The sequence below is a fragment of the Pseudomonas sp. GW821-FHT01A09 genome (assembly GCF_058986725.1).
On sequence record NZ_JBYSWB010000005.1, the window covers coordinates 257605 to 283738 of the forward strand.

Consider the following 26134-nt stretch of genomic DNA (forward strand, 5'->3'; position numbering starts at 1 on the left):
ATTGTTATTGATGGGCCATGATCAGTTGGTCTTGCTCAGCCAATCCAGCAGCGCCTGGTGAAACTGCGTCGGCTGTTCCATCTGTGGCGCATGGCCCAGGGCTGGGAATTCCACCAGGGTGCTGTGGGGAATCATCTGCGCCACCTGTTTGCCCAGCACATTGTAGTGGCCCACACGGGCCTTGACGTCCGCCGGGGCGATGTCGCTGCCGATTGCCGTGGTGTCGGCATCACCGATCAGCAACAGGGTCGGCATTTTCAGGTCCTTGAATTCGTAGACCACCGGCTGAGTGAAGATCATGTCGTAGATCAGCGCCGAGTTCCATGCCACCACGTTATGCCCCGGGCCTTGGTTGAGGCCGGCGAGCATGGTGACCCAGCGGTCGTATTCAGGCTTCCAGTGACCGGAGTAGTAGGTGTGTTGCTCGTACTTGCGAATGCTCTCGGCATCGAGCCTGGTCTCGCGCTCGAACCACTGGTCCACGGTGCGATAGGGCACGCCCAGTGCTTTCCAGTCTTCCAGGCCGATCGGATTGACCAGCGCCAGACGTTCGACCTCGGTGGGGTAGAGCAGGGCATAGCGGGTGGCGAGCATGCCACCGGTGGAATGGCCCAGGATGGTCGCTTCCTTGACCCCCAGGTCATTGAGCAATTCGTGGGTGTTGTCGGCCAGCTGCTGGAAGCTGTACTGGTAGTGTTCGGGCTTGCTGGAGGTGCAGAAGCCGATCTGGTCCGGCGCAATGACGCGGTAGCCGGCATCGCTGAGCGCCTTGATCGAGCTCTCCCAGGTGGCGGCGCAGAAGTTCTTGCCGTGCAGCAGCACCACGGTATGACCGTTGGCCTTGCCGCTGGCGGCGACGTCCATGTAGCCCATCTGCAAGTTGTTGCCCTGGGACTCGAACGCATAATGTTGCAGGGTGTAGGGATAGTCGAAGCCTTGCAGTTCGGGGCCGTAGGTAGGCGCGGTATCGGCGGCCATCGCACTGGTGCCCACCAGGCAGGACAACAACAGGGCAGAAAGACGGTACATGGTCGATTCCTCTTGGGCGTTCATTGGGCCAGCGTTGCAGCCACTGACCTTGAGCAGGCACTACGGTTTCATGGCCCACTGACTTTTGCCCGGCAGCCCCCTAAGATGGCGTAGCGCTACCGGCGCTTCGTCAGCCGGGCAATGTCAGGCAACAGGCGCCCACAATAAGACATCGAACAAGGTAAGACCATGGCACAGCGGGACAGCATTTCCATGCAAATGGTGCGTGAAGCGCTGCTACAGAGCGGTTTGTCGCGCGCCGAAGTGGTGCCGATGCTCACCCGTGCCGGCATCGATTCGCAGCAGTTGCAACAGCCCGGCACCCGGGTTTCAGCGCGGGCCTATGCGCGCCTGTGGCGGCTGCTGGCGCGGCGCCTGGACGATGAATTCTTCGCCATGGACCCACGCCCGTTGCGCAGCGGCAGCCTGGCGTTCATCTGCCGGGGCGCCATCGCTCAACCGACCGTGGCGCAGGGGCTGGAGTCGATGCTGACGTTCCTGTCGCTGATGCTCGACCGCTTCGCCGCACGCCCGACCCGCCATCGGGGTCTGGTGGAAATCGTCATCCACGACGTTGCGGTGCCGCCCCTGCGGGCATTTGCGTACTTCACCTTCTGGATGATCGTCCATGGCGTGCTGTGCTGGCTGGCCGGGCGACGCATTCCGATCCTCGCCCTGGATCTGCGCAGCGCCGCGCCCGATGACTGCGACGATTATCAAGTGATGTTTTCCGACCACCTGCGCTTTGCCCAGCCACGCACGCGGATAATGTTCGCCGATGAGTGCCTGGACCTGCCGATCCGTCGCAACGAGGCCGATCTGCAACGATTTTTGGCGCGGGCGCCGGGCAATATTCTGGTCAAGTACCGCGACCCGGACAGTTTCGCCCAGCGCGTCAAGGCGCAGCTGCGGGCCCAGGCACCGGTACTGTGGCCGGAAACCGACACCCTCGCGCAGCAGTGGTGCATGTCGTCCGCCACCCTGCGGCGGCGCTTGGCCGACGAGGAACAAACCTACCAGCGCCTCAAGGATGCCGTGCGCAAGGAGCTCGCCGTGGCCGCCCTGGCCGATGCCGAGCTGAGTTTCGCCGATATCGCGCAGACGCTTGGCTTCGCCGACACCAGTTCGTTCTACAAGGCATTCCGCAAGTGGTCGGGCGCCAATCCGGGCCAGTACCGGCAGTTGATCCTTGGCCAAACCGCTCAAGCCGATTGAGTGCTTTGACCATTGCCGCTGGCCACCTTGCAGAGGGATGATTTTCCCCATTCAGGCAAGGAGCAGCGCCCTCATGCATATCGACAACCAACGCTTTCTGGTCACCGGCGCCGCCTCCGGTCTAGGTGCGGCGACGGCCACCTTGCTGGCCGCGGCCGGCGCTCGAGTGATGCTGGTGGACCTCAACGCCGAGGGTCTGGCGCAACGGGTGCGGGCCCTCGGCAATCGCAGCCGCTACAGCGTCGCCGATATCTGCGTGGAGGCCGATGCCCAGGCTGCAGTCGACGCCGCCAGCGAGGCTTTTGGCGGCCTGGATGGGTTGATCAACTGCGCGGGCATCGTCAACGGCGGCAAGATTCTCGGCAAGCGTGGCGTGCACGATCTGGCGACGTTCGCCAAGGTCATCAATGTCAATCTGATCGGCAGCTTCAATATGCTGCGCCTGGCCGCCGAGGCCATGGCCCGCAATGTCCCGAATGCCGATGGCGAGCGCGGGGTGATCATCAATACCGCTTCGGTGGCGGCCTTCGATGGCCAGGTCGGCCAAGCGGCCTACGCGGCCTCCAAGGGCGCGATCGCCAGCCTGACTTTACCTGCCGCGCGGGAGCTGGCGGCCCATGGTATCCGCGTCATGACCATCGCCCCAGGGATCTTCGAAACACCGATGATGGCCGGCATGACCGACGAAGTGCGCGATGCCTTGGCCAGCGATGTACCTTTCCCCCCGCGCCTGGGGCGGCCGCAGGAATATGCCGCACTGGTGCGACATATTCTCGAGAACTCTATGCTCAATGGCGAGGTCATCCGCCTCGATGGTGCTTTGCGGATGGCCGCACGCTGAATTCCGTGGTCGGCGGCGACGTCACTCACGTCGAGGCCGCGCAGAGAGGAACCCACAATGACAATAAGCAATGATCCCGTCGTCATCGTCAGTGCCGCCCGCACGCCGATGGGTAGTTTCCAGGGCGATCTTTCCAGCCTGACGGCCCCGCAACTGGGCGCCGCGGCGATACGGGCCAGCGTCGAGCGGGCCGGGATCGCCGCCGACAGCATCGACGAGGTGCTGATGGGCTGCGTGCTGCCCGCCGGCCTCGGTCAGGCACCGGCTCGCCAGGCCGCGCTGGGGGCGGGGCTGAGCCCGGCGACGCCCTGCACCACGCTCAACAAGATGTGCGGCTCCGGCATGCAGGCGGCCATTCTGGGTAACGACCTGCTGCTGGCCGGCAGTGCCCGGCGGGTCGTCGTCGGTGGCATGGAAAGCATGTCCAATGCGCCGTACCTGCTGGATCGTGCCCGTTCGGGTTATCGCATGGGCCATGGGCGAGTCATCGACCATATGTTTCTCGATGGCCTGGAGGATGCCTACGACAAGGGCCGGCTTATGGGCACCTTTGCCGAGGACTGTGCTCAGGCCAATGATTTCAGCCGCAGCGTGCAGGATGACTACGCCATCACCTCGCTCAAGCGCGCGCAGCAGGCGATCGAACAAGGCTGGTTTCGCTCGCAGATCGTCCCGGTGCAGGTGACGACAGGCAAGCAGCCACGCCTGATCAGCGATGACGAACAACCGCCCAAGGCGCGGCTGGACAAGATCCCCACGCTCAAACCGGCGTTCCGCGAAGGCGGCACGGTGACTGCGGCCAATTCCAGCTCGATCTCAGATGGCGCAGCCGCGTTGCTGCTGATGCGTCGTTGCGAGGCCGAAGCGGCGGGTTTGCGGCCGTTGGCGATCATTCATGGGCATGCGGCCTTCGCGGCCGCGCCGGGACTGTTCCCGCAAGCACCGGTGGGCGCGATCGACAAGCTCATGCAGCGCACCGGTTGGCAGCTGGGTGACGTCGACCTGTTCGAAATCAACGAAGCCTTTGCGGTGGTCGCGTTGGTGACCATGGCTCGGCTCGGCCTGCCCCACGACAAGGTCAATGTGCACGGCGGCGCCTGCGCCCTCGGCCACCCGATTGGCGCCTCAGGCGCGCGTATCCTGGTCACCTTGCTGGCGGCATTGCGCCAACGCGGAGCGCGCCGCGGCGTCGCTGCCATCTGCATCGGCGGTGGTGAAGCCACGGCCATGGCCCTCGAATCCCTGGAGTAAAACCATGCTACCCGACGAACAACAACGACAAATCCGTGATGCCGCCCGTGATTTCGCCCAGGAGCGCCTGCGGCCGTTCGCGGCGGACTGGGACCGTGAGCACCGTTTCCCCCACGAAGCCATCGCCGAGATGGGCCAGTTGGGTTTTTTCGGCATGCTGGTGCCGGAAGAGTGGGGCGGCTGTGACACCGGCTACGTGGCCTATGCCATGGCCATCGAGGAAATCGCCGCTGGCGACGGCTCCTGCTCGACCATCATGAGTGTGCACAACTCGGTGGGTTGCGTGCCGATCCTGCGCTTCGGCAGCGAGGCGCAGAAACGCCGCTGGCTCGAGCCCCTGGCCAGCGGCGCGATGCTCGGTGGCTTTGCCCTGACCGAGCCGCAGGCCGGCTCCGATGCCAGCAGCCTCAAATGCCGCGCGCGCCGGGAGGGTGAGTACTACATCCTCAATGGCGCCAAGCAGTTCATCACCTCCGGCAAGAACGCCGGCATGGTCATTGTCTTCGCCGTCACCGACCCGGCGGCGGGCAAGCGCGGAATCAGCGCCTTCCTGGTGCCCACCGATACCCCCGGCTACCAGGTGGTGCGGGTCGAGCACAAACTCGGCCTGCACGCGTCCGACACCTGTCAGATCCAGCTGGATGAAGTGCGCGTCCCGGTGGAGAACCGTCTGGGTGAGGAGGGTGAGGGCTATCGTATTGCCCTCGCCAACCTCGAGGGTGGTCGCATCGGCATTGCCGCGCAGGCGGTCGGCATGGCCCGCGCGGCCTTCGAGGTCGCCCGTGACTATGCCCGCGAGCGCGAGAGCTTCGGCAAGCCGCTGGTGGAGCATCAGGCGGTGGCCTTTCGCCTGGCCGACATGCTGACCCAGATCAGCGTGGCCCGGCAGATGGTCTATCACGCCGCCAGCCTGCGCGACGCCGGCGAGCCAGCCCTGGCCGAAGCATCGATGGCCAAGCTGTTCGCCTCGGAAATGGCCGAGACCGTCTGTTCCCAGGCGTTGCAGACCCTCGGCGGTTATGGCTACCTGAATGACTTCCCCCTGGAGCGCATCTATCGTGATGTGCGCATTTGCCAGATCTACGAAGGCACCAGCGATATCCAGCGCCTGGTGATTGCCCGCAACCTCTAACGTGCCAAGGAGTCATCGACCGTGTCCTACCAAAGCATCCTGCTCGAAACCCGCGACCGCGTGGCGTTGATCACCCTCAACCGCCCCGAAGCCCTCAATGCCCTCAATGGCCAGATGGTCAGCGAGCTCAATCACGCCCTCGACGCCCTGCATGCCGATGCCGGTATTGGCTGCATCGTGCTCACGGGTTCGGCCAAGGCCTTCGCCGCGGGCGCGGACATCAAGGAGATGGCCGAGCGTACTTATCCACAGATCTATCTGGACGATCTGTTCGTCGAAGCGGATCGCGTGGCCAACCGACGCAAGCCGATCATCGCCGCCGTCTCCGGCTTCGCCCTCGGTGGCGGCTGCGAGCTGGCGATGATGTGCGACTTTATCCTGGCATCGGACACCGCACGTTTCGGTCAGCCGGAAATCAAGCTCGGGGTCTTGCCCGGCATGGGTGGCACCCAGCGCCTGACCCGCGCCATCGGCAAGGCCAAGGCCATGGAACTGTGCCTCACCGGGCGCTTGATGGGCGCCGAAGAAGCCGAGCGCGCCGGGCTGGCGGCGCGGATAGTGCCCCAAGCGGAGCTACTGGAGGAAGCGCTCAAAGTCGCCGCCAGCATCGCGGAAAAATCCCTGCCGGTGGCGATGATGGTCAAGGAGAGCGTAGAGCGCGCCTTCGAGGTCAGTTTGAGTGAAGGCATACGCTTCGAACGCCGGGTGTTTCATGCGGCGTTTGCGACCGAAGACCAGAAGGAAGGCATGGCGGCGTTCGTCGCCAAACGCGAGCCGCAGTTCAAGCACCGATAAGCCGAGGTGTTGCGGGTGGTGTCACTCCACCCGCAGTTCGATCGTTTCGCTCAGGCAGTAGCCGAACCCGCGCAAGGTCTGCAGCGCATGGGGCGCGTTGAGTTGCGCAAGTTTGCGCCGCAGGTTGCAGATATGCCGCTCGATCAGTGTGCTGCGGCTCGAATCGTTGCTGCCCCACACAGCCTGCTCGATGGCATCACGGCTGATGGCGCCGTTATGCCGGGCCAGCAGGATCAGCAAGCGCTGCTCGGTGACCGTCACCGCCACCACACCACCGTCTCGGCCGCGCCCCAGCAACAAGCGGCTGTTGGACAGCCACAGCTGCTCGGTGGCGGCGCTGGTGTCGCTGCGGTGATCGCGGCTCAGGGCTTCCATCCGCGCTTGCAGCTCGACCAGGCTCAACGGCCGCGACAGGCACATGTCGGCCCCGGCGCGCAGGGTTTCGATACGGGCGTGGCGATCGCTGTCGGTCAACAACACCAGCAGTTCGGCGGCGCCACGGTGGGCAACGCACAGGGCGAGCAATTCCGGGCGCAGTTCCACCAGGTCGAGAAGGATGAAGGCATAGCCGCCACCCCTGAGGGCGCGCTCGGCATCCACAGGCTCGGCAGCGGTGACCCGTTGGCCTTCGCTGCACAGGCTGTGGAGCAACTGTGCGTCACGTTGTTGCGCGATATACAGCAGGTTCGTGTTCATACCAGCGCCTTGGTCTGCCGACACAACAAGGTCAAACGCGCGCCCCCTTCAGGGCTGGCGCCGACGTCCAGAGTGAATCCATGCAAGTTGACGATGGCCGCGACAATCGACAACCCGAGGCCGAAGCCGCTCTGGTTGCTGCTGTCGTCGCTGCGGTAGAAGCGCTGGAAGATCGCCTCGCGTTCGCTGGCCGGAATCCCTGGCCCGGTGTCCTCGACATCGATGCGCGTGGCCCCCTGCTCGATGCTTGCCCGCACGGTGACACTGCCACCCATGGGGGTGAACTTGATCGAGTTGCTCAGCAGGTTGCCGATGGCTTCGAACAGCAACGCCCGGTCGCCGTACAACTGCGGCACCGAATCCGGCAGTTGCAGATCCAGGGTCAATTCGCCTTCTTCAGCCAGCGGCAGGTAGAAGTCGTGCAGCTCCTGCAGCAGCGCCAGTGGATCGAGCTCGACGAAGCCGGAGCGACGGCGGTGATCCTCGATTTCGGAAATGCGCAGCAAACCGCGGAAACGCGCCATCAAGGTATCGGTTTCACTGATTACCTCGTCCAGTTGCTCGCCCAATTGCGGGTCCTGGTCGTTCTGTTGCTTGATCCGATAGATCTGCGCGCGCAAGCGGGTCAGCGGGGTGCGCAGGTCATGAGCGATGTTGTCGCACACGCCTTTGACTTCCATCATCAGCCGCTCGATACGGTCGAGCATGGTGTTGACGATCGCCGCCAGGCGGTCGAGCTCGTCGCGCCGGTCCGAGAGCGGCAGGCGCTGGGTCAGATCACCGGCGACGATGGCATCGGCGCTGTCCTGAATCGCCCTGATCCGCCGCAGCGGCCTGCGCCTCAGGAAGTGGAAGGCCAGGGCACCGGGAATGATGGTCAGCGACATGCCCCACAGCAACGCATGGAGGATGATGCGCGTGACGGCGAACAGCGAACCGTTGTCGCGCACCAGCACCAGCCAGCGGCCATCGCGGGTGGGCATGGCCACCGCATCGCAGGCGTCGTCGGGGATGTTGTCGTTGTCCGAATCGATGCACTTGTCCAGCTCATAGATCTGCCCATCGAGCGGCAGGCCTTTGGGGATACGCAGCAGTTCGCCGGCCAGCGGGTTGAGACGGTCGTCGAACAGGCCGTAGGCGTCGAAGGCGCGGTCGTCGAAGGTCGAACTGGCGGCCAGCGCATCTTCCAGATCACGGCCCTGGAAGCGCGAGAACAATTGTTCGCGCTGCATCAGCGAATGCCGTGCGAGGCTGTCCAGATAAGTGAACACCTCGTAGTACATGACGCCCATGAGGATGCTCCCCCAGGCCACGAACAGAAAACTGTAGAGCGCCAGCAACCGGCTGCTGGAGGAGCGCCAACCCTCAGAGGGGTTCGGCAATGACATAGCCAGAACCTCGAACGGTCTTGATCAGAGGCACGGTGCCGGCAGGGTCGATTTTCTTGCGCAGGCGGCCGATATGCACGTCGATGAGGTTGGTGCCCGGATCGAAGTGGTAGCCCCAGACTTCCTCGAAAATCATCATGCGAGTGAGGATCTGGCCGGCGTTGCGCATCAGGAACTCGAGCAGTTTGTACTCGGTCGGCAACAGGTTCAGCGATTGCTCGCCACGCTTGGCTTCGCGGCTGATCAGGTCGAGTTCCAGATCGGCGACCTTGAGGCCGTTGCTCGGGGCAGCAGTGGTGCTGTTGCGACGCAGCAAGACTTCGACGCGCGCGGCCATTTCGTCAGAGGCGAATGGCTTGGTCAGGTAATCGTCGCCACCGGCGCGCAGACCGCGCACGCGTTCGTCGACGTCCGACAGCGCACTGATCATCAGGATCGGCGTGGAGACGCCGATCGTGCGCAGGGTGGTGACGATCGCCAGACCGTCGAGTTCAGGTAGCATGCGGTCCAAGGTGATGACGTCATAGACGCCACTGACCGCCTTGACCAGTCCTTCACGGCCATTGTCGACCCAGTCGACCTGCAGGCCATGGCTACTGAGTTCTGCCACGATTTCCCTGGCAGTTACGGCATCGTCTTCGATGGTCAATACGCGCGTCATGGTGTGATCTACCCAGAGGTTTCGGCTTTAGACACAATCATTGTGCCAAGAAATACTGCATGACATTCTGAAGATTGTTTCATATTGACGGCTCAGGCCAAGTGATGCTAGCTCAGGGTGCAGGATGACCCGGTTCAGGCGTTTGTAACTGTTTGTATCTGCAGCGTTACCCGATAGTGCTCAAGACCTGTGCCCCTTGGCCGATGGACTGTTCGCTAGAACTCTCTTTTCCATTCCTAGGGACGAATCCACTATGGTCAGCGTTTCGCTCAGCTCCAGTCAGAGTCTATCGACCCTGACGCTCACCACCACCGCCAAGGCCAAGGCCGCGGCAGAAGACGCCACCAGCACCGATACCACCGCTGCGTCGGCCACCACGGCGTCCGCCGACCTCAGCGGCGTGTCCAAGAGCTCTGGTAGCGCAGGCGCAGGTGGGTCCGGCGACTCCTCCAGCAGCGATAGCAGCAGCGATACCGTCAAGCAGCTCAAGCAACAGATCGCCGAACTGCAAAAGCAACTGCAAGCTCAGGAGCAAGCGCTGCAAAAGGCCCAGGCCAGTACCCAGAGCGCCGATGCCAAGGCCGCCGCGGTTGCTGAAGCGCAGTCTTCGGTAAGCAGCGTTTCGTCCGAGCTGCAAACGGCCAACGCCGCCTTGCTGCAGGCCTTGACGGACGAAGGCAGCAGCACCTCGGGTACTTCGGTCAGCACCACCGCTTGATTACTGCACCCTGTAGCGAGGGGGCTTGCCCCCGAAAGACGCCCGAGATGTTCGCCTGGCGACTGTTCGTGGGCAAACCTCCTCGCTACCTTTGAGCGCGCACGTCGGTATCCATCAGCTAGGCTTGGTAACTCACCTGCCTGGAGGTTCCGATGCTCGCACCTGTTCAACCCGCCAACGAGTATCAGCGCATCGCGACCCTGCGTTCGCTGCAGATTCTCGACACCCCCCCGCAAGAGCGCTTCGACCGTCTGACGCGCATGGCACGGCGACTGTTCGATGTGCCCATCGCCTTGATCAGCCTGGTCGACAGCAACCGTCAGTGGTTCAAGTCCTGCTCGGGCCTTGGCGTCAGCGAGACCACGCGGGAAGTGTCCTTCTGCGGCCACGCCATCCTCAACGACCAGATCCTGATGATCCCCGATGCCGGCAGCGATGAGCGTTTTGCCGATAACCCGTTGGTCACCGGTGCGCCCAATATTCGCTTTTATGCAGGATGCCCGTTGAAGGTCGGTGATGGCAGCAATGTCGGGACGCTGTGCCTGATCGATACGCGCCCGCGCACGCTGGATGCCGAGGAGCGAGAGCTGTTCAGGGATCTGGCGAGCATGGCCGAGCAGGAACTCGAAGCCGTGCAGGCCGCCACCATCGATCAACTGACGCAAATCGCCAACCGCCGCGGTTTCGAGACCCTGGCGGCGCATGCGTTGAGTATCTGCAAGCGTATGGACACCCCGGCCTCGCTGCTGTCTTTCGATCTCAATCAATTCAAGACCATCAATGATCGCTTCGGGCATGCAGAGGGTGATCGTGCGTTGGTGATCTTTTCCGAGGTACTGGCCTCGGTGGTGCGCGAGATGGACATCATCGGCCGCCTGGGCGGCGACCAGTTCGCCGCGCTGCTGATGGGCTCGGCGGCGGCGCAGAGTCGTTTGATCATCGAGCGCTTGCGTGCCGCGCTGGCAGCACGCAACGCGCTGGAGGCGCGGGGTTACGAGATTCGTTGCAGCATGGGCAGGACCGAATACGATCCGGCCCGGCATGTCAGCGTGCAGTCGCTGCTCGGTGATGCCGATTCTTTGATGCTTCAGCAGAAGCTGGCGTCAGGTCAGCGCTAACCTTGCGGTGGGCGAGGAGGCGAGCCCCCTCGCCACGGGGCTCACTCCATCGCCTGGCGTTCGCCATGCTTGTCGAGCTTGTACTGCACCGCGACGGCGGGGGCTTTGGTGCTCTTGCCGGTTTCCATCCAGCTGCGCAGACGCGCAGCATCGGCGAAGTGAGTGTACTTGCCGTACGCATCGAGGATCACCATCGCCACCGGGCGCCCGGCCATACTGGTCACCAGAACCAGGCAATGGCCGGCTTCATTGGTGAAGCCGGTCTTGGTCAGCTTGATATCCCAGTTGCTTTTGTTCAACAGGTGATCGGTGTTGTGAAAGCCCAGGGTGTAGTTGGGTTTCTTGAAAGCCACGGTCTTTTCCCGGGTGGTGCTCAAGTCGCTGAGCATCGGGTAGCGGCGTGCGGCGATCAACAGCTTGCTCAGGTCACGAGCGGTGGACACGTTGTGGATCGACAGCCCGGTCGGCTCCACGTAATGGGTGTGGTCCATGCCCAACGAGCGCGCCTTGGCGTTCATGGCGGCGATGAACGCGTTGTAGCCGCCCGGGTAGTGATGCGCCAGGGTCGCCGCCGCGCGGTTTTCGGAGGACATCAGTGCGATCAGCATCATGTCGTGGCGGTTGAGTGTGCTGCCCAGTTTGACGCGGGAGAATACGCCTTTCATCTCCGGGGTCTGGCTGATGTCGACGGTCAGGTCTTCGCTCATCGACTGCTTGGCGTCAAGGACCACCATGGCGGTCATCAGCTTGGTCACGGAGGCGATCGGCAAGACCTGATCGGCCTTGCTCTGGTAGATGACTTTGCTGGTCTGCAAGTCCACCAGCAAGGCGCTGCCCGAAGCCAGGTGCAATTGCGCGGGATCGCGTTGCAGGGAAGCTTCGGTGGCGAGGGCATTCGACGTCACGGCAGCGCCTGTCAGAACCAACAACAGGCTCAGAATCGAAAGAGATTTTTTCACGTGTAGCGCTCACCTGGAAAAAGTGGGTAATAACAGCCAATGGTTCTGCGTTTCCGGGGCCTGTCTGCACGAACGGGCTCTGCACGCGAAGGCCAAAGAGCTTCGCGTGCAGAACCCGCTCCTGCAAGGTTCATCGTTGGCGCAAAAAATACGGTGGTAAAAAACCGTTACATTTTATGAGTATGGCCCCACAACTGTCGATTGGCTGTAGAAGTTAAATCTTTTTCATTGAAAACCAAGACAATTGCCGTTTTCAGGAGCCTCGAAACGTCCATGTCGATGGGTTATGCCTAATAAAAAGCCCCGCACAGGGCGGGGCTATTGGTTCTCAGCAGGCCACGGGACGCTGCGGCCCAGCGATTACCAGCGTGGTGGACCGTAGTAGCCGCGGGGTGCGTAGTACCCAGGTGGCGGCGGTGGCGGTGCATAGTAGACCGGTGCTGGCTGGTAGTAGACCGGTTGAGGTGGCGCCTGTACATACACGGGCTGCGGGGCGACGTACACCGGGCGCTGTTCGACATAAACGGGAGCAGGTCGGGTTGCCACTACTGCACCGACGACTGCTGCGCCGAGTACAGCACCCAATACACCTGCGCCTGCCGCACCGCCGCCCCAGTGACCACCGCCATAGCCGTAGGGGTGAGCAGAGGCTTGGCCGGCGGCAGCGAGAGCGCCGACCAACAAGGCGATTTTGGGAAGATGACGAATCATGATGGTTCCTCGTATTACGACCTGGCGCTTGGGCTCTCTGTGAGATCAAGGTCCGCCGTACAAACTATGACAGCTAAATTGTAAAAAATTGCGAAAGGGAACGGTAAATATTGTGTAAGGTCCAACCCCGCTACCGCCCAGCGGCGGGTCCCCCTACAGGAGCATTAGATGTCGACTTCACCCAATAAAGACACAGTGCTGTGCATGTCGCTCGCCGGACGGCCCGGCACCTTTGGCGTGCGCTTCCACAACCATCTTTATGAGCAGTTGGGCCTCAATTATTACTACAAGGCCATGACCACTTCGGATCTGCCCGCAGCGGTTGGCGGTATTCGCGCCTTGGGCATCCGCGGTTGCGGCGTGTCGATGCCTTTCAAAGAGGCGTGCATCGCGCTGGTCGATGAAATGGATGAGTCGGCCGCCGCCATCCAGTCGATCAACACCCTGGTCAATACCGATGGGCGCCTCAAGGCGTACAACACGGACTACATTGCCATTCGTCAACTGATCGACCGTCATGGGCTGAATCCCGACACCACGTTTGCCTTGCGCGGCAGCGGTGGCATGGCCAAGGCCGTGGCCTCGGCGTTCCGGGATGCCGGGTTCAAGCGCGGCACCCTCATTGCCCGCAATACCGACACCGGGCCTGCACTGGCGCGCAACTGTGGCTACGATTGGCGCAACGAGTTAGGGCAGTTGCGCCCGCAGATGCTGATCAATGTCACCCCGGTGGGCATGAGTGGCGGGCCGCAGGTCAATGACCTGGCGTTTCCCCGCGAGGCGGTCGAGGCCGCCACGACGGTGTTCGACGTAGTGGCCCTGCCGGCGCAGACGCCGCTGGTGTTGCTGGGTGAGTCGCTGGGCAAGCAGGTGGTCACCGGACTTGAAGTGATTGCCATCCAGGCGCTGGAGCAGTTCGTGCTTTACACCGGCGTTCGCCCGAGTGACGAGCAAGTGCGCCTGGCGACGGAGTTTGCCCGGGCAGTGTGAGGCTTCAGCCCTCCAAACGCGCCAGTCGCTCTTCGAGGGCGGCGATGCGTGCTTCAAGCTCGCCGATACGCTCATTGGCAGCCGCGCTGGCCTGGGTGCGTTCCGGCGGACTCTGGCGCGCGGTGAGCACCGCTTCGATATCCGCGGGATCGCCCAGCGCATGACAATAGCGGTCTTCGCGTTGCCCCGCCTGGCGCGGTATCGACACTGCCAGGCCGCGGCCGATCAAGCGTTCCAGCTGGTGCACGACCTGTTCGGCATCCTCGAAGTCGTGCAGGCGATTACTGCGGGTCAGCAGCTCGCTGACTGTCTGCGGACCGCGCAGGAACATCAGGCCCATCAGCGTCAATTGCGCCGGTACCAGTTCCAGTGCCTTGTCCAGCCGTTGTTCCCAGCGATCGGCGCGGCTGCCCATGACCAGGCGCGTCATGCCGCGGCCTTCGAGTGCCCGCAGGCTTTGCCCGACCAGTCCCGGTGTCAGTTGCATGACCGGCTCGCGGCTGGTCTTCTGATTGCACGCCAGGACCAGCGCATTGAGCGTCAGCGGATAGGTTTCCGGGTTGCTGGCCTGCTTTTCTATGAGTGAGCCCAGCACGCGAATTTCAGTACGGTCGAGCTCAATGGTCGTGGTTGCGGTATCGTGTTCGGCGGACATAGCGCGCTTCCTATGCAGTAATGCCCACAGCCTAGGGCCTGACCCCGATAAAACACAAGCGGGGCAGGCGTTTACGCGATTCTCTCGACCTTTCAGGATGCCCCATGACGATCTCCCTTTACGCTGCCTCGATTCCCGTCTTCAAGCAACTGCTCACCGCCCTGGGCGAAGTGCTCACCAAGGCCGAAGCTCACGCCACCGCGCGCAAGATCGAGCCCGATGCGCTGCTGCAGGCCCGCCTGTACCCGGACATGTTCCCGTTGATCCGCCAGGTGCAGATTGCCGTCGACTTCGCCAAGGGCGTCTCGGCGCGCCTGGCCGGTGTCGAAGTGCCCTCGTTCGCCGATGACGACAAGACCTTCGCGGACCTGCAGGCCAAGCTGGCCCAAGTGCTGGGCTTCATCAATGGCCTGGACGCCGCCCAGATCGACGGCCAGGAAGCGCGGGAAATCATCACCCGCCCAGGCACCGATAAGGAAAAACGCTTCACCGGCCAAAGCTACCTGCTGAGCTATGGCTTGCCGCAGTTCTTCTTCCACGTCACCACCGCCTACGCCATCCTGCGCCACAACGGCGTGGAAATCGGCAAGCGTGACTTCATGGGCGCGTTCTAAGCCGGCACTCATGGGGTGAACAGCTCGCGGCGCGCGCCTTCGGTAATGGCGACGATCCCGGGGTGTTTCACCTTGCGGTCCACGGCAATCGCATAAAACGATTCCGTGACCGCGTCGGTGTGGCCGATCTCGTGCACGTTGAGGGTAGTGCAGACTTCTTCCGCGATCACGCTGGGGGCGATGAACACACCGCTGCCCGATTGCCCGAATGCCTGCATCAAGGCGCTGTCATCGAACTCCCCGACAATGCGCGGTTGTACCCGCTGGTCAGCGAACCAGCGACCCAGGCGGCTGCGCACCACGGTTTCCGTACCTGGAATCAGCAGCGGCGCGCCCTGCAGGCAGGCCGGGAAATCCCCCGCATACTGCGCGGCCAGAGCCGGCGTGGCGAAAAAACTGATGCCGCATTCGCCGAGTTTCTGGCTGTATCCCTTGATGTCCAGATGCGCCGGCATCGGGCGGTCGGAGATCACCAGATCCAGGCGCTGGATAGCCAGATCGGCCAGCAAGCGCTCCAGCTTGTCCTCCCGACAGGTAATGCGCAGCGGTTCGGCCAGCTCCATGGTCGGCGCCAGCAGGCGGTAGACAATCGACTTGGGCACCACGTCCGCCACCCCCACACGAAACAGGATCGGTTGCTCCTTGGGTTGTGCGCGCAACAGCACCTCCAGCTCGTTGCCCAGTTGAAACATCTGTTCGGCATAGGGCAGGGCCTGACGGCCGGTGTCGGTAAGCTCGAGATGGCGGCCGACCTTTTTGAACAGCTCGGTACCGAACGTCTGTTCCAGCAGGCTGATCTGGCCGCTGATGGTCTGCGCCGTCAGGTTCAACTGCTCGCAGGCGCGCACGATGCTGCCGGTCTTGGCGACCACCCAGAAGTAATGAAGTTGCCGATAGTTGAGCATCGAAATTTCCGGTAACAGTTCGGTATGGGCGAAGTATAGCGCTTGAAAATACGAATTTTCCTGATGATTGGCGTTGCCTACACTGCGTGCTTATCGAATCTCTCCCACACGAGCGCGTATCTGCATGGAATATCTACTTGAACTGGCCACTAGCCCCGCTGCCTGGATTGCCCTCGCCACGCTGGTGGTCATGGAAATCGTCCTGGGCATCGACAACCTGATTTTCATTTCCATTCTCACCAACAAATTGCCCGTGGAGCACCGCACCAAGGCGCGCCGCGTCGGTATCGGCATGGCGTTGATCTTGCGCCTGGGCCTGCTGAGCACGGTGGCCTTCATCGTCCAGTTGACCGAGCCGGTGGTCGAGGTACTCGGCCAGGCGTTCTCGTGGAAAGACATGATCCTGATCGCCGGTGGACTGTTCCTGCTGTGGAAGGCCACTACTGAGATTCACCATAGCGTCGACCCTACGGCGCAGCAGGAGGCGCAGGTGGCGTCCAAGGTGACCATGGGCTTCGCTGCGGCGATCGGGCAGATTCTGATGCTCGATCTGGTGTTCTCGATCGACAGCATCGTCACTGCCGTTGGCATGACGCAGCATTTGCCGATCATGATCATCGCGGTAGTGGTAGCCGTGCTGGTGATGTTGCTGGCATCGGAGCCGTTGGCGAAATTCATCAACGATAACCCGACCGTGGTGATGCTGGCGCTGGGCTTTTTGATCATGATCGGCATGACGCTGATCGCCGAAGGCTTCGGCGCTCATGTGCCCAAGGGCTACATCTATTGCGCCATGGGCTTCTCGGCAGCGATCGAATGCCTGAACATCTGGGCCCGCAAGGCGCGCTTGCGTAAAGAGCAGAGGCTTGCCGGCGCTTGATGGCGCCCCGTGAGGGGTGTCAGGAGCAATGTCTGTGACTGACACGCCCTATCGGGGGCAAGCCCCCTCGCCACAGGGATTGGCTGGAGATTATCGGTGCAGCCATAGGGATTGGCTGGAGATTATCGGTGCAGCCATAGCGATCGGCTTGAATGATCAGTGCAGGTGAGCCACCTGGTGGCGCGGCCGAGCTTGCGATCGTGCCTTGGGCAACGGGCGGGAAACGGGGTGGTGCCGGCGGCTGATGCGCAGTACCCCCCACAACATTGCACCGGCTACGGCCAGCCAGGCGCCGATCAACATCAGAATTGTCACTGTCGGGCTCATAAGGGCCTCCTTTGGCCAAACAAACGCGTGCGCTTGTTATAGATGACATTCTAGCCCGGCCCATGTTTCAGTCCATTGACCAATGGTATGACGCAGCCGCATTTCACCTGGCGACAACCTTTAATGCTGGGACACTGTACCGGCGCGCGGCACCCTTCTATCATCAGCCTTCCCCTCGGGCCATCAGCGGCTCGGCCCCCCAGGATAGAGAGCGCCAGATGTCGTCCGGATTCACGCGCAACACTTCGTTCTATGCACCCTTGTTTACCCTGCTGGTTTTGCTGGGCGCCCTTGGTGGCTGTGCCAGCAAGCCGACGCCGGCACCGGGTATGTCCGGACTACCGGACCGCGTCGAGCTCAACAGCGTGCCGTATTTCCGCGGCAAGGCTAACCACAGCGGGGCCATGGCATTGGCGGCGCTGTTGCGCCAGCAAGGTATCGAGATAACCCCAGGCCTGCTGGACAAACCGCTGCATCTGCCCGAACAGGCCGACCAGCTTCAGACCTCCACTCAGCGTGTCGCACGTGAATACGGCATGCTGGTCTACCCGTTGGACGGCAACCTGCGCGCACTGCTGACCCAGGTCGCGGCTGGCTATCCGGTGCTGGTGCGCTACACCGAGGGCTCGCTGTTCTGGTCCGAACCGCGCTATGCGGTAGTGGTCGGTTACGACCGTTTCAAGGACAACATGGTGCTGCGCTCAGCCGAAGAGCGTCGCAAGCTAGTGAGGTTTTCCGATTTCGAATCCAAGTGGCGCGATGCCGGCAGCTGGGCGGTGCTGATTCAGCGGCCGACGCAATTGCCCGCCGAAGTCGATCGCCAGCGCTGGTTGACCGCGGCCGACGAGTTGTCCCGCACTGGCCAGGAAAGCGAGGCCGCGAAGGCGGTGAAAGCCGTCGCGGGTCATTAAGCGCGGCTTGATGACTCAGAACCCGAACCTGTCCCGCAGGCTGTAGTACCAGGCGCCCAGTGCCGTCAGCGGCGTGCGCAGCAACTGGCCGCCCGGGAACGGGTAGTGGGGCAAACCGGCGAAAGCATCGAAGCGCTCGGCCTGGCCGCGCAGCGCTTCGGCCAGCACCTTGCCCGCCAGATGGGTGTAGGTCACGCCATGGCCGCTGCAGCCTTGGGAGTAATAGATGTTGTCGCCCAGGCGCCCGACCTGGGGCAGCCGCGACAGCGTCAGCAGGAAATTGCCGGTCCAGGCGTAATCGATCTTCACGTCCTTGAGCTGCGGGAACGCCTTGAGCATTTTCGGCCGAATGATCGCCTCGATATTGGCCGGATCACGGGCGCCGTATACCACGCCACCGCCGAAGATCAGGCGCTTGTCGGCGCTGAGGCGGTAATAGTCGAGCAGGTAGTTGCAGTCTTCAACGCAGTAATCCTGGGGCAGCAGGCTGTGGGCCAGGTCATCGGCAAGCGGCGCGGTGGTGATCACCTGAGTGCCGCAGGGCATGGATTTGGCGGCCAGTTCCGGCACCAGATTGCCCAGATAGGCATTGCCCGCGACGATGACGAATTTCGCCCGCACTTGGCCGCTGGCCGTGTGCACCACCGGGCTAGCGCCGCGATCGATGCGCAGGGCCGCGGATTGTTCGAAAATCCGCCCGCCGAGTGACTCCACCGCCGCAGCCTCGCCCAGCGCCAGGTTGAGCGGATGGATATGGCCACCGCTCATGTCCAGCAGGCCGCCGATGTACTGCTCGCAGTTGACGCTGGCGCGGATGCGCGGTTGATCGAGCAGGTCCAGCTGGGTATTGCCATAGCGTTCCCACAAGCGTTTCTGGGCTTGCAGGTGGTCCATCTGCTTGCTGGTCAGGGCGGCGAAGATACCGCCGTCCTTGAGGTCGCAGGCAATGTTGTAGCGTGCCACGCGGTCACGAATGATGCGTCCACCCTCAAAGGCCATATTGCCCAGCAACTGCGCCTGGCTGGCGCCGACGGTCTTCTCGATCACGTCGATATCGCGGCTGTAGCTGTTGACGATCTGCCCACCATTGCGGCCCGACGCGCCGAAGCCGACCCGTGCCGCTTCCAGCACCGTGACCGAAAAACCATGCTCGAGCAGGAACAGGGCGCTGGACAGCCCGGTGTACCCCGCACCGATGATGCACACATCGGTGTCGAGCTGTTCTTGCAGGTGCGGGCGTGCAGGTGCGGGGTTGGCCGAGGCCGCATAGTAGGACTGGGGGTAGGGGGTGTTCGTCATCCTGCAACCTCTGTTCTATATTTTTTACGAGTGCTCCGATGCTACCTGAGATAAAAATCGGCCACCAGTGAGGGGGGAAGGGTATGCCACGCAGTGCGGACTAAAAAATACGCTTATTCATAGGCTTAGCCGTAAAAACGTGTTGACAGCGACGCACAGATCCGTAGAATGCCGCCTCACAGCAGGCACGTAGCTCAGTTGGTTAGAGCACCACCTTGACATGGTGGGGGTCGTTGGTTCGAGTCCAATCGCGCCTACCAAACAAAATCCGCTCTGCTGGGCGGTGAAAAAAGGGCGATCCGAAAGGGTCGCCCTTTTTTGTTGTGCGCGTTTCTTGACCTGAAGGGCAGGAGCAAGCTCCCACCCGCACCGTTCAGTCCAGTTCGTTAAGCTGGCGATACTCGTCCCAGTCCATGCCCAGCGCCTCGGCCACTTCCTGATGCACCTCCAGGCGCATGGCCTTAAGCTCCTCAGGGGACTCGGCGACCAGTTCCAGCACCAGTTCCCAGGGTTCCTGGCCCTGTTCCTGGGCGGCATCTTCAAGTGCCCACAGCGTCTGCTCTTTTTGTTCCTTTTCGCTCAGGACCTGGATTTCCTCGCGCAGATCGGGATGCTGCTCGAGAAATCTTTCGAGGGCGATAGCTTGGCGCTGGTGCTTGGGGATCATGCAGGTCTCTCAGGTATTGGAAGGTCTCGATGGGAAATGATGCCACAGCGCAGCGCCCCGGTTCGAATCCGATGGTGATAAAATCGCCCCTTTATTTTTCCGGGAGAGGGCGTGTGCGCAGATTGACGGCAGTGGCGGCGATGGTGCTGATGGCAGGTTGCGGCAGTGATGTCTCGACGTCCAGCAAGGCGGTGTCCCAGCTTCTGGAGAACCCCGCTTCGGCCAAATATACCAACGTTCGCGTCACGCCCCAGGGCAATGTCTGCGGACAGGTGAAGAGCAAGGACGCTGCCGGCAACTTCGGCGGCTTCCAGAGTTACGTGGCGCTGAAGACCGCCGATGGCTTCAGGGCCATCCTCGACAAGGACGGCAACAACGCCGAGGTCCAGGCCGCTTGTGGGCCATCGTTGCCGCCAGCCCCTGCGGTCGCCGCCACCGGCGCCACGGCCGGCTGGGAAGTGCAGATCGTCCAGGGCAGCAACATGGGCGCCTTGAGCGACATGACGTCGCGCCTGGTGGAGCATGGCTTCATGGCCAGCATCGCCCAACGCGACGGCGTCACCCAGGTGTACCTCGGGCCCTTTGCCGACAAGGCCGAGGCGGACGCCAAGCGCGCTGAATTAATGGCTTCCCAAGGCATCGAGTCAGTGGTCGTGGCTCACCAGGCCGCTGCGGCCCAGTGACGCCGATTTCGTTGCGCGGGCAGAAGCGGCCCGGTTCTTGAAGGGGAGAGTGCTCTGGAACCAGCATCAACCGGCGTGCCCGATAACGCGGTCATTGACCGCCATCGGCGCGCCCGCTGACGGCCACTGTCGAGGTCGTTTGCCCTGATTTGATGCGGTCACTCACCCGAGGTGAACATGGCTGCTTACAACCTTCGACAACTCAAGTACTTCATCACCACCGTTGAATGCGGCAGCGTGGCGGAGGCCTCCCGCAAGCTGTATATCGCTCAGCCGTCGATTTCCACTGCGGTAAAGCATCTCGAAGAGAGCTTCGGTGTGCAGTTGTTCATCCGCCACCATGCCCAGGGTGTTTCGTTGACCCCTGCGGGCGCACGTTTCTACCGCAAGGCCCTGGAGTTGCTGCGAGTCGCCCATGAGTTCGAGCAGAACGCGCTGGCGGACAACGAGGTCGTCGGCGGGCAGATCGACATCGGTTGCTTCGAAACCGTGGCGCCGCTGTACCTGCCGCGCCTGATCGCCGGTTTCCGCGATCGCTGGCCGGGGGTCGAAATCCGCATCCGCGACGGCGAGCAGCAAGAGCTGGTTCAGGCGCTGACGTCCGGCAGTATCGACTTGGCGATGCTCTACGAGCATGGTCTGGACAGCACCATCGACACGGTACCGCTGATGGCGCCGCAACAGCCCTATGCGTTGCTCCCTGAGGGGCATCGCTTTGCTCGCCAGGCCAAGGTGTCGCTGAGTGATCTGGTGCTTGAGCCCATGGTATTGCTGGATGTTTTGCCGAGTCGCAACTACTTCGTCAGTATCTTCGAGGAGCGTGGGCTTACCCCGAACATCCAGTTCAGCTCACCGTCGATCGAGATGGTGCGCGGCATGGTCGGCTGCGGCTTCGGTTTCTCGATCCTGGTGACCCGTCCCCACTCGCCCTATACCTACGACGGGCACAAGCTCGTCTGTGTGCCCTTGGCCGAGCGGGTCACCAGCTCGGGCCTGTCGGCGGCCTGGCTGCGCCGCGGGCAATTGACCAAGCCGGCGCAGCTGTTCGTCGATCATTGCCGCGAGGTGCTGGCGCCCAAGCTGGCCGAGCCGGCGCTGCCTGCCTGATGGCTCAGTCATCGCCGGGAACGCCGTAACCCGGGGCTTTGGCCGGGTCGAGGGCGCGCAGGAGGTAATCTTCCATCTGCGGGCGATATGCCGCCCAGAGCAGTGCGAGCTGGCCGATTGGATCCTGCGCCGCCCAGTCGATGCGCAGATCGACGATGGGCCAGGTCAATTCCCCCACCACCACCAACGCCGCCGAATGCACCGGGCCAGCTTCGCCACCTGCGGCGAGTGCCGCCTGCAGCGACGCCAGTAGCCGATCCGCCAATTGCCCACCGGTGTTCTCGAAACCAAGCACCAATGCCTCGACCACCGAACGACCGGCCAGCAGGTTACCGGCGCCCACGCACTGCTCACCCGCCAACGCATGATGGGTGCCGAGGGTTTCGCAGCCAGTGAAATGCGCGGTGCGGCCCAGGTGATCGATGGCCGAGAGCTGACGGAAGGGGTTAAAGCCGTTATGGATGAGCGTGCGCTCCAGTGCCTGGGCTGGCTCCAGACCAGACTCCATTTGCTCTAGCACTTGCGGCCCCAGCGCTGGCAAGGTGCTGTTCTGCGTTACCACGGCGCCCACGCCCGGCCGCAGCCAAGGGCAGCGAGAGCCCACGGCAATGGAGGAGGAGCTGATCGCGATGCCCAACTGACCGGTTTCGGCGCAACGGCCGACGATTGAGAACGTCATCCAGGTTTTCTCCGTTCGCCAGGTGTGCCGACATTGTGTCCATACGCCGTATTGGGCGAAACGAGGTTTTTTGTAGCGCTTGCCAAGCTAAAAGGTCGTTAGCGATGGCGGCGGTCTAGCAAAGCTTTTTCCTGCCTTGGGACCATAAAAAACCTACTTTCGCTATCCCCGTTCTCTCAACAGAATGCAGCGACCAGCCACATTTCTGTACTTATAGCCAACGCCAGGCCAGCACGGGAGAAATGATATTGAGCACGCTGACCCAGCTGCCGCAAGCATCGCCAGCCCAGAGCCCTGTCCAGTCCGTCAACGGCGCAGCGGTCAAGCTTCGAGTCGAGGGCCTGGGCAAACGCTACGGCAATATCGACGCCTTGCACGCCCTCGACCTGCAGGTCCGCAGCGGCGAATTGCTGACCCTGCTCGGGGCTTCGGGCTCCGGCAAGACCACACTCTTGCAGATCATCAGCGGCCTGGTAGCGCCCACCAGCGGTCGCATCCTGATCGATGATCGCGACCAGACCCACGCCCCGGCGCACCAGCGCGACATCGGTGTGGTGTTCCAGAATTACGCGCTGTTTCCGCACCTCACCGTCGCCCAGAACGTCGGCTTCGCCTTGGACATGCGCGGAGTTTCGCGCAATGAAGCACAGCGGCGCATCAGCGAGGCCCTGACCATGGTCGGTCTCGATGCCATGCATCAGCGTTTTCCCCGGGAGCTGTCCGGTGGCCAGCAACAACGGGTCGCGCTGGCCCGCTGCTTCATCTACAAGCCTTCGCTGATCCTGATGGACGAACCGCTGTCGGCGCTGGATCGCAAGCTGCGTGAAACCATGCAGATGGAGATCAAGCGCCTGCACCGCGAAACCGGCTCGACGATCATTTTCGTCACCCACGACCAGGACGAAGCGCTGGCGCTGTCCGACCGCATCTGCATGATGCACAACGGTCGCATCGAGCAGATCGATGATCCGCAGACCATGTACGAGCGCCCGCGCACCCTCGCCGTGGCGCGCTTCATCGGTATTTCCAACGTGCTGGAAGGCAAGGCGCTCACAGGCAATCGCTTCGACAGCACCGATGGCAATGTCGCACTGCCCGAGGGCCATGGCGCGCAGCCGAACCAGTTCGGCGCACTGGTGATCCGCCCCGAACACCTGAATGTAGTGGCGGCCGAGCGCGGTGCCTTGCAGGGGCAAGTCGTCGATTCGGTCTATGCAGGCGTCGAGACCCGTGTGGTGGTACGCCTGGCTTCGGGCAATTTGTTGGTCGTGCGCCGTTCGGGCGGCGATGCGCCATTGACGATCGGCAGTCGAATCGGTCTCGAATGGCTCGCGCAACACTCTTGGTTTCTTCCCGCGTAGGCCGTGGCTGCCGCACGCGTTGGCTTTATCAGCCTGCCAAATCATTCGAAAGTCTATTTATTCGGGGAAGCAGAGATGTCAGATGCCAAGAACTTTTCGCGCCGCAATGTGATCAAGGGGGCCGGTGTCGCGACTGCCGGCGTTGCGCTTTCCAGCGTGTGGACCGGCAATCGTGCGTTTGGCGCCGAGACCATCACCGTGGCGGATGTCGGCGGATCGGTCGGCCCGACGCTGCGCAAGGCATTTTATGATCCCTTTGAAAAGGAAACCGGCATCAAAGTGATCAGCGTCGCCCATGACTCCGATCCGGTGACCCAGTTCAAGCTGCTCGTCGACGCCAAGACCTACATCTGGGACGTGAGCATGGTGACCCAGGACCATGTCGCGCGCCTGACTTCGCCCAAGAACTACCTCGCCGACCTGAACATTCCTGCCGCCAAAGGCCAGGATGTGCTGCCGGGCATGCTCAAGAGCAACTGGCTGGGCTTCTCGGTGTTCGGCATCATCATGGCCTACAACACCAAGACCTACGCGGGCAAAACGCCGGCCACCTGGGCCGATTATTGGGATACCAAGCAGTTTCCGGGGCGCCGCGGTATGTACAAGAGCCCTTGGGGTACCTTGGAGATGGCCTTGCTCGCCGATGGCGTGGCCGGTAAGGACCTTTACCCTCTGGATGTCGATCGCGCGTTCAAGAAGCTTGACCAGATTCGCGATGATGTTTCCGTCTGGTGGTCCGCCGGCGCGCAGAATACCCAGATCCTGCAAAGCGGCGAAGTCGACATCGCCGATACCTGGACGTCCCGTGGCTACGCCGCCAAGGTCTCCGGGGCTCCTGTGAACATGGTCTTTCAAGGCCTCTATTCGGTGGATGGCTGGTCGATCCCCGCTGGCACCCCCAAGCTCGACCTGGCGCGCAAGTTCGTCGAATTCTGCATGCGACCGGAGCAGCAGGCGGTGTATTCGTCGCTCAGCGCCAATGGCCCGAGCAACAAGCGCGCGTTCGAATTCATGACCCCTGAGCAGGCCGCCGTGCTGCCGAGCTCCCCGGACAACCTCAAGCATCTCACCGAATTGGATTCCACCTGGTGGGGCAGCAACTACGACGCCGTCGTTGCGCGCTTTCAGGAATGGATGCTGGGTTGATCCCGGCGTCATCGCAGCACGTCCACTGACTCCAGGAACCTGTACATGAGCACCACTCGACACATGGCCTTGGCCACACTGATCCAGGGGACCGGCGCCCATCCCGCCTCTTGGCTGCAGACCGGTACGCCGGATGACGCCTCGACCAGCATCGAACATTTCATTTCCATGGCGCAGCTCGCCGAGCGCGGCTGCTTCGATATTTTCTTCATCGCCGACACGCCCGCCGCGCGTACCGACAACCTGTACGCCTGGAAGCGCTTTCCGTTCTTCATGAACGTGTTCGAACCCATCACCCTCCTGTCGGCGCTGGCGGTGGCCACCCAGCATATCGGCCTGGGTGCCACGGCTTCGACCAGCTTCATGGAGCCCTACAATCTGGCGCGCCAATTCGCTTCCCTGGACCACCTCAGCCATGGCCGCGCGGCGTGGAACGTGGTCACCAGCGCCAACGACTACGCGGCGCGCAACTTCGGCCTGGACAAGCTGCCACCCCACGCCGAACGTTACGACAAGGCCAAAGAGTTCATGGAAGTGGTCGAGGCGCTTTGGGACACCTGGGAAGACGATGCCTTCGTCCATGACAAGGCCAATGCCCTGAACTTCTTGCCCGAAAAACAGCACGCCGTGCATCACGACGGCAAATACTTCAATGTCCACGGCGCCCTCAACATCGCCCGGGCGCCCCAGGGCAAGCCGGTGATCATCCAGGCAGGGGCGTCGGAAACCGGCAAGGACTTCGCGGCGAAAACCGCTGAAGTGGTATTTGCCTCCGACCCGACCGTGGCAAAGGGCAAGGTCTTCTACGACGACCTCAAGAGCCGCGTCGTCAAGTTCGGCCGCTCGCCCGACGAGCTGAAGATTCTCACCGGTCTGTCGGTAGTCATCGGCGCCACCGCTGAAGAAGCGGAAGCCAAGTACCAGCACCTGCAGAGCATGATTCACCCGGATGTCGGGCGCATGCGCCTGGCCCAGGATCTGGAAGCCGATCTGTCCGATCTGCCGCTGGACGAGCCGATTCCGGAAGAGCGGATCCCGGCGACGTCGAACTTCCATCGCGCGTATTTCGACTACATCGTCAACATGATCCGCGTCGAGAAGCTGACCTTGCGGGAAATGTGCATGCGTTACGAGCGTGGCAACGTGACCTTCCGTGGCACCGCGGTGCAGGTTGCCGATCACATGCAGGAATGGCTCGACGGCGGTGCCGCAGATGGCTTCATGATGATTTTCCACACCATGCCGGGCGGCATGCAGGACTTCGTCGAGCAGGTCGTGCCCTTGTTGCAGGAGCGCGGCTTGATGAAGCGCGAATACACCGGCAAGACCCTGCGTGATCACCTGGGTCTGGCTCGGCCAGCCAATCGCCACGCTTGAATCCATCCGCAGGAGGCCG

The 26134-nt window shown here is 62.4% G+C and carries 27 protein-coding genes and 1 tRNA gene; 17 read left to right on the forward strand and 11 right to left on the reverse strand.

The window, feature by feature from the left end:
• Window positions 1-21: 21 nt before the first annotated feature.
• The gene (locus tag AC3WJP_RS08925; RefSeq protein ID WP_493721113.1) at window positions 22-1029 is read right to left on the reverse strand and encodes an alpha/beta fold hydrolase; all 1008 of its coding nucleotides are present in this window, start codon (window positions 1027-1029) and stop codon (window positions 22-24) included.
• A gap of 189 nt (window positions 1030-1218) precedes the next feature.
• Between AC3WJP_RS08925 and AC3WJP_RS08930 the strand changes: the two genes are divergently transcribed.
• From AC3WJP_RS08930 to AC3WJP_RS08950, 5 genes are all read left to right on the forward strand, one after another.
• Window positions 1219-2244 (forward strand): AraC family transcriptional regulator, encoded by a 1026-nt coding sequence (locus tag AC3WJP_RS08930; RefSeq protein WP_493721114.1) that lies wholly within the window; start codon window positions 1219-1221, stop codon window positions 2242-2244.
• A 73-nt stretch (window positions 2245-2317) separates the two neighbouring features.
• Window positions 2318-3085 (forward strand): SDR family NAD(P)-dependent oxidoreductase, encoded by a 768-nt coding sequence (locus tag AC3WJP_RS08935; RefSeq protein WP_493721115.1) that lies wholly within the window; start codon window positions 2318-2320, stop codon window positions 3083-3085.
• A gap of 57 nt (window positions 3086-3142) precedes the next feature.
• A complete protein-coding gene (locus AC3WJP_RS08940; RefSeq protein ID WP_493721116.1) occupies window positions 3143-4336 on the forward strand; it encodes an acetyl-CoA C-acyltransferase in 1194 nt (397 codons plus the stop codon).
• A 4-nt stretch (window positions 4337-4340) separates the two neighbouring features.
• Window positions 4341-5468: an acyl-CoA dehydrogenase gene (locus AC3WJP_RS08945; protein WP_493721117.1), complete on the forward strand. Its 1128-nt coding sequence runs from the start codon at window positions 4341-4343 to the stop codon at window positions 5466-5468.
• Window positions 5469-5489: 21 nt separating this feature from the next.
• Window positions 5490-6263, forward strand: a complete 774-nt coding sequence (locus AC3WJP_RS08950) for an enoyl-CoA hydratase (RefSeq protein WP_493721118.1) — start codon at window positions 5490-5492, stop codon at window positions 6261-6263.
• 21 nt (window positions 6264-6284) lie between these two features.
• On the opposite strand, the gene AC3WJP_RS08955 is transcribed toward AC3WJP_RS08950, so the two are convergent.
• Genes AC3WJP_RS08955 through AC3WJP_RS08965 form a run of 3 tightly spaced genes read right to left on the reverse strand, consistent with a single transcriptional unit; the run spans window position 6285 to window position 9008 of the window.
• Window positions 6285-6959: a response regulator transcription factor gene (locus tag AC3WJP_RS08955; protein WP_493721119.1), complete on the reverse strand. Its 675-nt coding sequence runs from the start codon at window positions 6957-6959 to the stop codon at window positions 6285-6287.
• Window positions 6956-8347, reverse strand: coding sequence for a sensor histidine kinase (locus AC3WJP_RS08960; RefSeq protein WP_493721120.1), 1392 nt, complete (start codon window positions 8345-8347; stop codon window positions 6956-6958). Before AC3WJP_RS08960 ends, AC3WJP_RS08955 begins: the two co-directional genes overlap by 4 nt.
• On the reverse strand, window positions 8325-9008 hold the full coding sequence (locus tag AC3WJP_RS08965) for a response regulator transcription factor (RefSeq protein WP_311969293.1): 684 nt from the start codon (window positions 9006-9008) through the stop codon (window positions 8325-8327). Before AC3WJP_RS08965 ends, AC3WJP_RS08960 begins: the two co-directional genes overlap by 23 nt.
• Window positions 9009-9261: 253 nt before the next feature.
• Between AC3WJP_RS08965 and AC3WJP_RS08970 the strand changes: the two genes are divergently transcribed.
• Complete coding sequence (locus AC3WJP_RS08970; protein WP_493721121.1) at window positions 9262-9726, forward strand: hypothetical protein; 465 nt, start codon at window positions 9262-9264, stop codon at window positions 9724-9726.
• Window positions 9727-9878: 152 nt separating this feature from the next.
• Entirely contained in the window at window positions 9879-10844 is a 966-nt protein-coding gene (locus AC3WJP_RS08975; protein ID WP_493721122.1) for a sensor domain-containing diguanylate cyclase, read from the forward strand.
• 41 nt (window positions 10845-10885) lie between these two features.
• Here the strand turns inward: AC3WJP_RS08975 and pbpG are convergent, their stop codons facing one another.
• Both pbpG and AC3WJP_RS08985 read right to left on the reverse strand, forming a co-directional pair.
• On the reverse strand, window positions 10886-11803 hold the full coding sequence (gene pbpG / locus AC3WJP_RS08980) for a D-alanyl-D-alanine endopeptidase (protein ID WP_493721123.1): 918 nt from the start codon (window positions 11801-11803) through the stop codon (window positions 10886-10888).
• A gap of 360 nt (window positions 11804-12163) precedes the next feature.
• Window positions 12164-12514 (reverse strand): hypothetical protein, encoded by a 351-nt coding sequence (locus AC3WJP_RS08985; RefSeq protein ID WP_493721124.1) that lies wholly within the window; start codon window positions 12512-12514, stop codon window positions 12164-12166.
• Window positions 12515-12682: 168 nt separating this feature from the next.
• Between AC3WJP_RS08985 and AC3WJP_RS08990 the strand changes: the two genes are divergently transcribed.
• A complete protein-coding gene (locus tag AC3WJP_RS08990; protein WP_493721125.1) occupies window positions 12683-13504 on the forward strand; it encodes a shikimate 5-dehydrogenase in 822 nt (273 codons plus the stop codon).
• Window positions 13505-13508: 4 nt separating this feature from the next.
• Here AC3WJP_RS08990 and AC3WJP_RS08995 read toward each other — a convergent pair whose 3' ends face one another.
• Window positions 13509-14159, reverse strand: a complete 651-nt coding sequence (locus AC3WJP_RS08995; RefSeq protein ID WP_493721126.1) for a YceH family protein — start codon at window positions 14157-14159, stop codon at window positions 13509-13511.
• A 104-nt stretch (window positions 14160-14263) separates the two neighbouring features.
• Here AC3WJP_RS08995 and AC3WJP_RS09000 point away from each other — a divergent pair, with 104 nt between their 5' ends.
• Window positions 14264-14773, forward strand: a complete 510-nt coding sequence (locus tag AC3WJP_RS09000; protein ID WP_493721127.1) for a DUF1993 domain-containing protein — start codon at window positions 14264-14266, stop codon at window positions 14771-14773.
• Between the two features lie 8 nt (window positions 14774-14781).
• Here AC3WJP_RS09000 and nhaR read toward each other — a convergent pair whose 3' ends face one another.
• Complete coding sequence (nhaR, locus tag AC3WJP_RS09005) at window positions 14782-15678, reverse strand: transcriptional activator NhaR (protein WP_493721128.1); 897 nt, start codon at window positions 15676-15678, stop codon at window positions 14782-14784.
• Window positions 15679-15802: 124 nt separating this feature from the next.
• Here nhaR and AC3WJP_RS09010 point away from each other — a divergent pair, with 124 nt between their 5' ends.
• On the forward strand, window positions 15803-16558 hold the full coding sequence (locus tag AC3WJP_RS09010; protein ID WP_493721129.1) for a TerC family protein: 756 nt from the start codon (window positions 15803-15805) through the stop codon (window positions 16556-16558).
• A gap of 545 nt (window positions 16559-17103) precedes the next feature.
• Window positions 17104-17796 carry a peptidase C39 family protein gene (locus AC3WJP_RS09015; protein ID WP_493721130.1) on the forward strand — a complete coding sequence of 231 codons (693 nt, stop codon included), beginning with the start codon at window positions 17104-17106 and terminating at the stop codon, window positions 17794-17796.
• A gap of 15 nt (window positions 17797-17811) precedes the next feature.
• On the opposite strand, the gene AC3WJP_RS09020 is transcribed toward AC3WJP_RS09015, so the two are convergent.
• Window positions 17812-19095 (reverse strand): NAD(P)/FAD-dependent oxidoreductase, encoded by a 1284-nt coding sequence (locus tag AC3WJP_RS09020; protein ID WP_493721131.1) that lies wholly within the window; start codon window positions 19093-19095, stop codon window positions 17812-17814.
• A 183-nt stretch (window positions 19096-19278) separates the two neighbouring features.
• Between AC3WJP_RS09020 and AC3WJP_RS09025 the strand changes: the two genes are divergently transcribed.
• A tRNA-Val gene (locus AC3WJP_RS09025) sits at window positions 19279-19355 on the forward strand.
• A gap of 113 nt (window positions 19356-19468) precedes the next feature.
• On the opposite strand, the gene AC3WJP_RS09030 is transcribed toward AC3WJP_RS09025, so the two are convergent.
• Window positions 19469-19762, reverse strand: a complete 294-nt coding sequence (locus AC3WJP_RS09030) for a DUF6388 family protein (RefSeq protein WP_493721132.1) — start codon at window positions 19760-19762, stop codon at window positions 19469-19471.
• Window positions 19763-19875: 113 nt separating this feature from the next.
• Here AC3WJP_RS09030 and AC3WJP_RS09035 point away from each other — a divergent pair, with 113 nt between their 5' ends.
• Together AC3WJP_RS09035 and AC3WJP_RS09040 are read left to right on the forward strand one after the other, a co-directional pair.
• Window positions 19876-20445 carry an SPOR domain-containing protein gene (locus AC3WJP_RS09035; protein WP_493721133.1) on the forward strand — a complete coding sequence of 190 codons (570 nt, stop codon included), beginning with the start codon at window positions 19876-19878 and terminating at the stop codon, window positions 20443-20445.
• Between the two features lie 177 nt (window positions 20446-20622).
• Window positions 20623-21552, forward strand: a complete 930-nt coding sequence (locus tag AC3WJP_RS09040) for a LysR family transcriptional regulator (RefSeq protein WP_493721134.1) — start codon at window positions 20623-20625, stop codon at window positions 21550-21552.
• A gap of 4 nt (window positions 21553-21556) precedes the next feature.
• On the opposite strand, the gene AC3WJP_RS09045 is transcribed toward AC3WJP_RS09040, so the two are convergent.
• A complete protein-coding gene (locus AC3WJP_RS09045; protein ID WP_493721135.1) occupies window positions 21557-22231 on the reverse strand; it encodes a DUF1028 domain-containing protein in 675 nt (224 codons plus the stop codon).
• A gap of 248 nt (window positions 22232-22479) precedes the next feature.
• Here AC3WJP_RS09045 and AC3WJP_RS09050 point away from each other — a divergent pair, with 248 nt between their 5' ends.
• The 3 genes from AC3WJP_RS09050 to AC3WJP_RS09060 all read left to right on the forward strand — a co-directional run bounded on the left by AC3WJP_RS09050 (window position 22480) and on the right by AC3WJP_RS09060 (window position 26115).
• The gene (locus AC3WJP_RS09050; RefSeq protein WP_493721136.1) at window positions 22480-23592 is read left to right on the forward strand and encodes an ABC transporter ATP-binding protein; all 1113 of its coding nucleotides are present in this window, start codon (window positions 22480-22482) and stop codon (window positions 23590-23592) included.
• A 75-nt stretch (window positions 23593-23667) separates the two neighbouring features.
• Window positions 23668-24738: an extracellular solute-binding protein gene (locus AC3WJP_RS09055; protein ID WP_493721137.1), complete on the forward strand. Its 1071-nt coding sequence runs from the start codon at window positions 23668-23670 to the stop codon at window positions 24736-24738.
• Window positions 24739-24783: 45 nt separating this feature from the next.
• Complete coding sequence (locus AC3WJP_RS09060; protein WP_493721138.1) at window positions 24784-26115, forward strand: LLM class flavin-dependent oxidoreductase; 1332 nt, start codon at window positions 24784-24786, stop codon at window positions 26113-26115.
• Window positions 26116-26134: the final 19 nt, after the last annotated feature.

Excerpts from the sequence above, each read along its gene's own strand:
- AC3WJP_RS08935 (WP_493721115.1), top strand. The coding sequence starts at position 2,318 with ATGCATATCGACAACCAACGCTTTCTGGTCACCGGCGCCGCCTCCGGT.
- AC3WJP_RS08965 (WP_311969293.1), bottom strand. The coding sequence starts at position 9,008 with ATGACGCGCGTATTGACCATCGAAGACGATGCCGTAACTGCCAGGGAA.
- AC3WJP_RS08930 (WP_493721114.1), top strand. The coding sequence starts at position 1,219 with ATGGCACAGCGGGACAGCATTTCCATGCAAATGGTGCGTGAAGCGCTG.
- AC3WJP_RS08985 (WP_493721124.1), bottom strand. The coding sequence starts at position 12,514 with ATGATTCGTCATCTTCCCAAAATCGCCTTGTTGGTCGGCGCTCTCGCT.
- AC3WJP_RS09015 (WP_493721130.1), top strand. The coding sequence starts at position 17,104 with ATGTCGTCCGGATTCACGCGCAACACTTCGTTCTATGCACCCTTGTTT.
- AC3WJP_RS09000 (WP_493721127.1), top strand. The coding sequence starts at position 14,264 with ATGACGATCTCCCTTTACGCTGCCTCGATTCCCGTCTTCAAGCAACTG.
- AC3WJP_RS09045 (WP_493721135.1), bottom strand. The coding sequence starts at position 22,231 with ATGACGTTCTCAATCGTCGGCCGTTGCGCCGAAACCGGTCAGTTGGGC.
- AC3WJP_RS09030 (WP_493721132.1), bottom strand. The coding sequence starts at position 19,762 with ATGATCCCCAAGCACCAGCGCCAAGCTATCGCCCTCGAAAGATTTCTC.
- AC3WJP_RS09020 (WP_493721131.1), bottom strand. The coding sequence starts at position 19,095 with ATGACGAACACCCCCTACCCCCAGTCCTACTATGCGGCCTCGGCCAAC.
- AC3WJP_RS09060 (WP_493721138.1), top strand. The coding sequence starts at position 24,784 with ATGAGCACCACTCGACACATGGCCTTGGCCACACTGATCCAGGGGACC.
- nhaR (WP_493721128.1), bottom strand. The coding sequence starts at position 15,678 with ATGCTCAACTATCGGCAACTTCATTACTTCTGGGTGGTCGCCAAGACC.
- AC3WJP_RS08970 (WP_493721121.1), top strand. The coding sequence starts at position 9,262 with ATGGTCAGCGTTTCGCTCAGCTCCAGTCAGAGTCTATCGACCCTGACG.
- AC3WJP_RS09010 (WP_493721129.1), top strand. The coding sequence starts at position 15,803 with ATGGAATATCTACTTGAACTGGCCACTAGCCCCGCTGCCTGGATTGCC.
- AC3WJP_RS08955 (WP_493721119.1), bottom strand. The coding sequence starts at position 6,959 with ATGAACACGAACCTGCTGTATATCGCGCAACAACGTGACGCACAGTTG.
- AC3WJP_RS08975 (WP_493721122.1), top strand. The coding sequence starts at position 9,879 with ATGCTCGCACCTGTTCAACCCGCCAACGAGTATCAGCGCATCGCGACC.
- AC3WJP_RS09040 (WP_493721134.1), top strand. The coding sequence starts at position 20,623 with ATGGCTGCTTACAACCTTCGACAACTCAAGTACTTCATCACCACCGTT.
- AC3WJP_RS08995 (WP_493721126.1), bottom strand. The coding sequence starts at position 14,159 with ATGTCCGCCGAACACGATACCGCAACCACGACCATTGAGCTCGACCGT.
- AC3WJP_RS08925 (WP_493721113.1), bottom strand. The coding sequence starts at position 1,029 with ATGTACCGTCTTTCTGCCCTGTTGTTGTCCTGCCTGGTGGGCACCAGT.
- AC3WJP_RS09055 (WP_493721137.1), top strand. The coding sequence starts at position 23,668 with ATGTCAGATGCCAAGAACTTTTCGCGCCGCAATGTGATCAAGGGGGCC.
- AC3WJP_RS08990 (WP_493721125.1), top strand. The coding sequence starts at position 12,683 with ATGTCGACTTCACCCAATAAAGACACAGTGCTGTGCATGTCGCTCGCC.
- AC3WJP_RS08960 (WP_493721120.1), bottom strand. The coding sequence starts at position 8,347 with ATGTCATTGCCGAACCCCTCTGAGGGTTGGCGCTCCTCCAGCAGCCGG.
- AC3WJP_RS08940 (WP_493721116.1), top strand. The coding sequence starts at position 3,143 with ATGACAATAAGCAATGATCCCGTCGTCATCGTCAGTGCCGCCCGCACG.
- AC3WJP_RS08945 (WP_493721117.1), top strand. The coding sequence starts at position 4,341 with ATGCTACCCGACGAACAACAACGACAAATCCGTGATGCCGCCCGTGAT.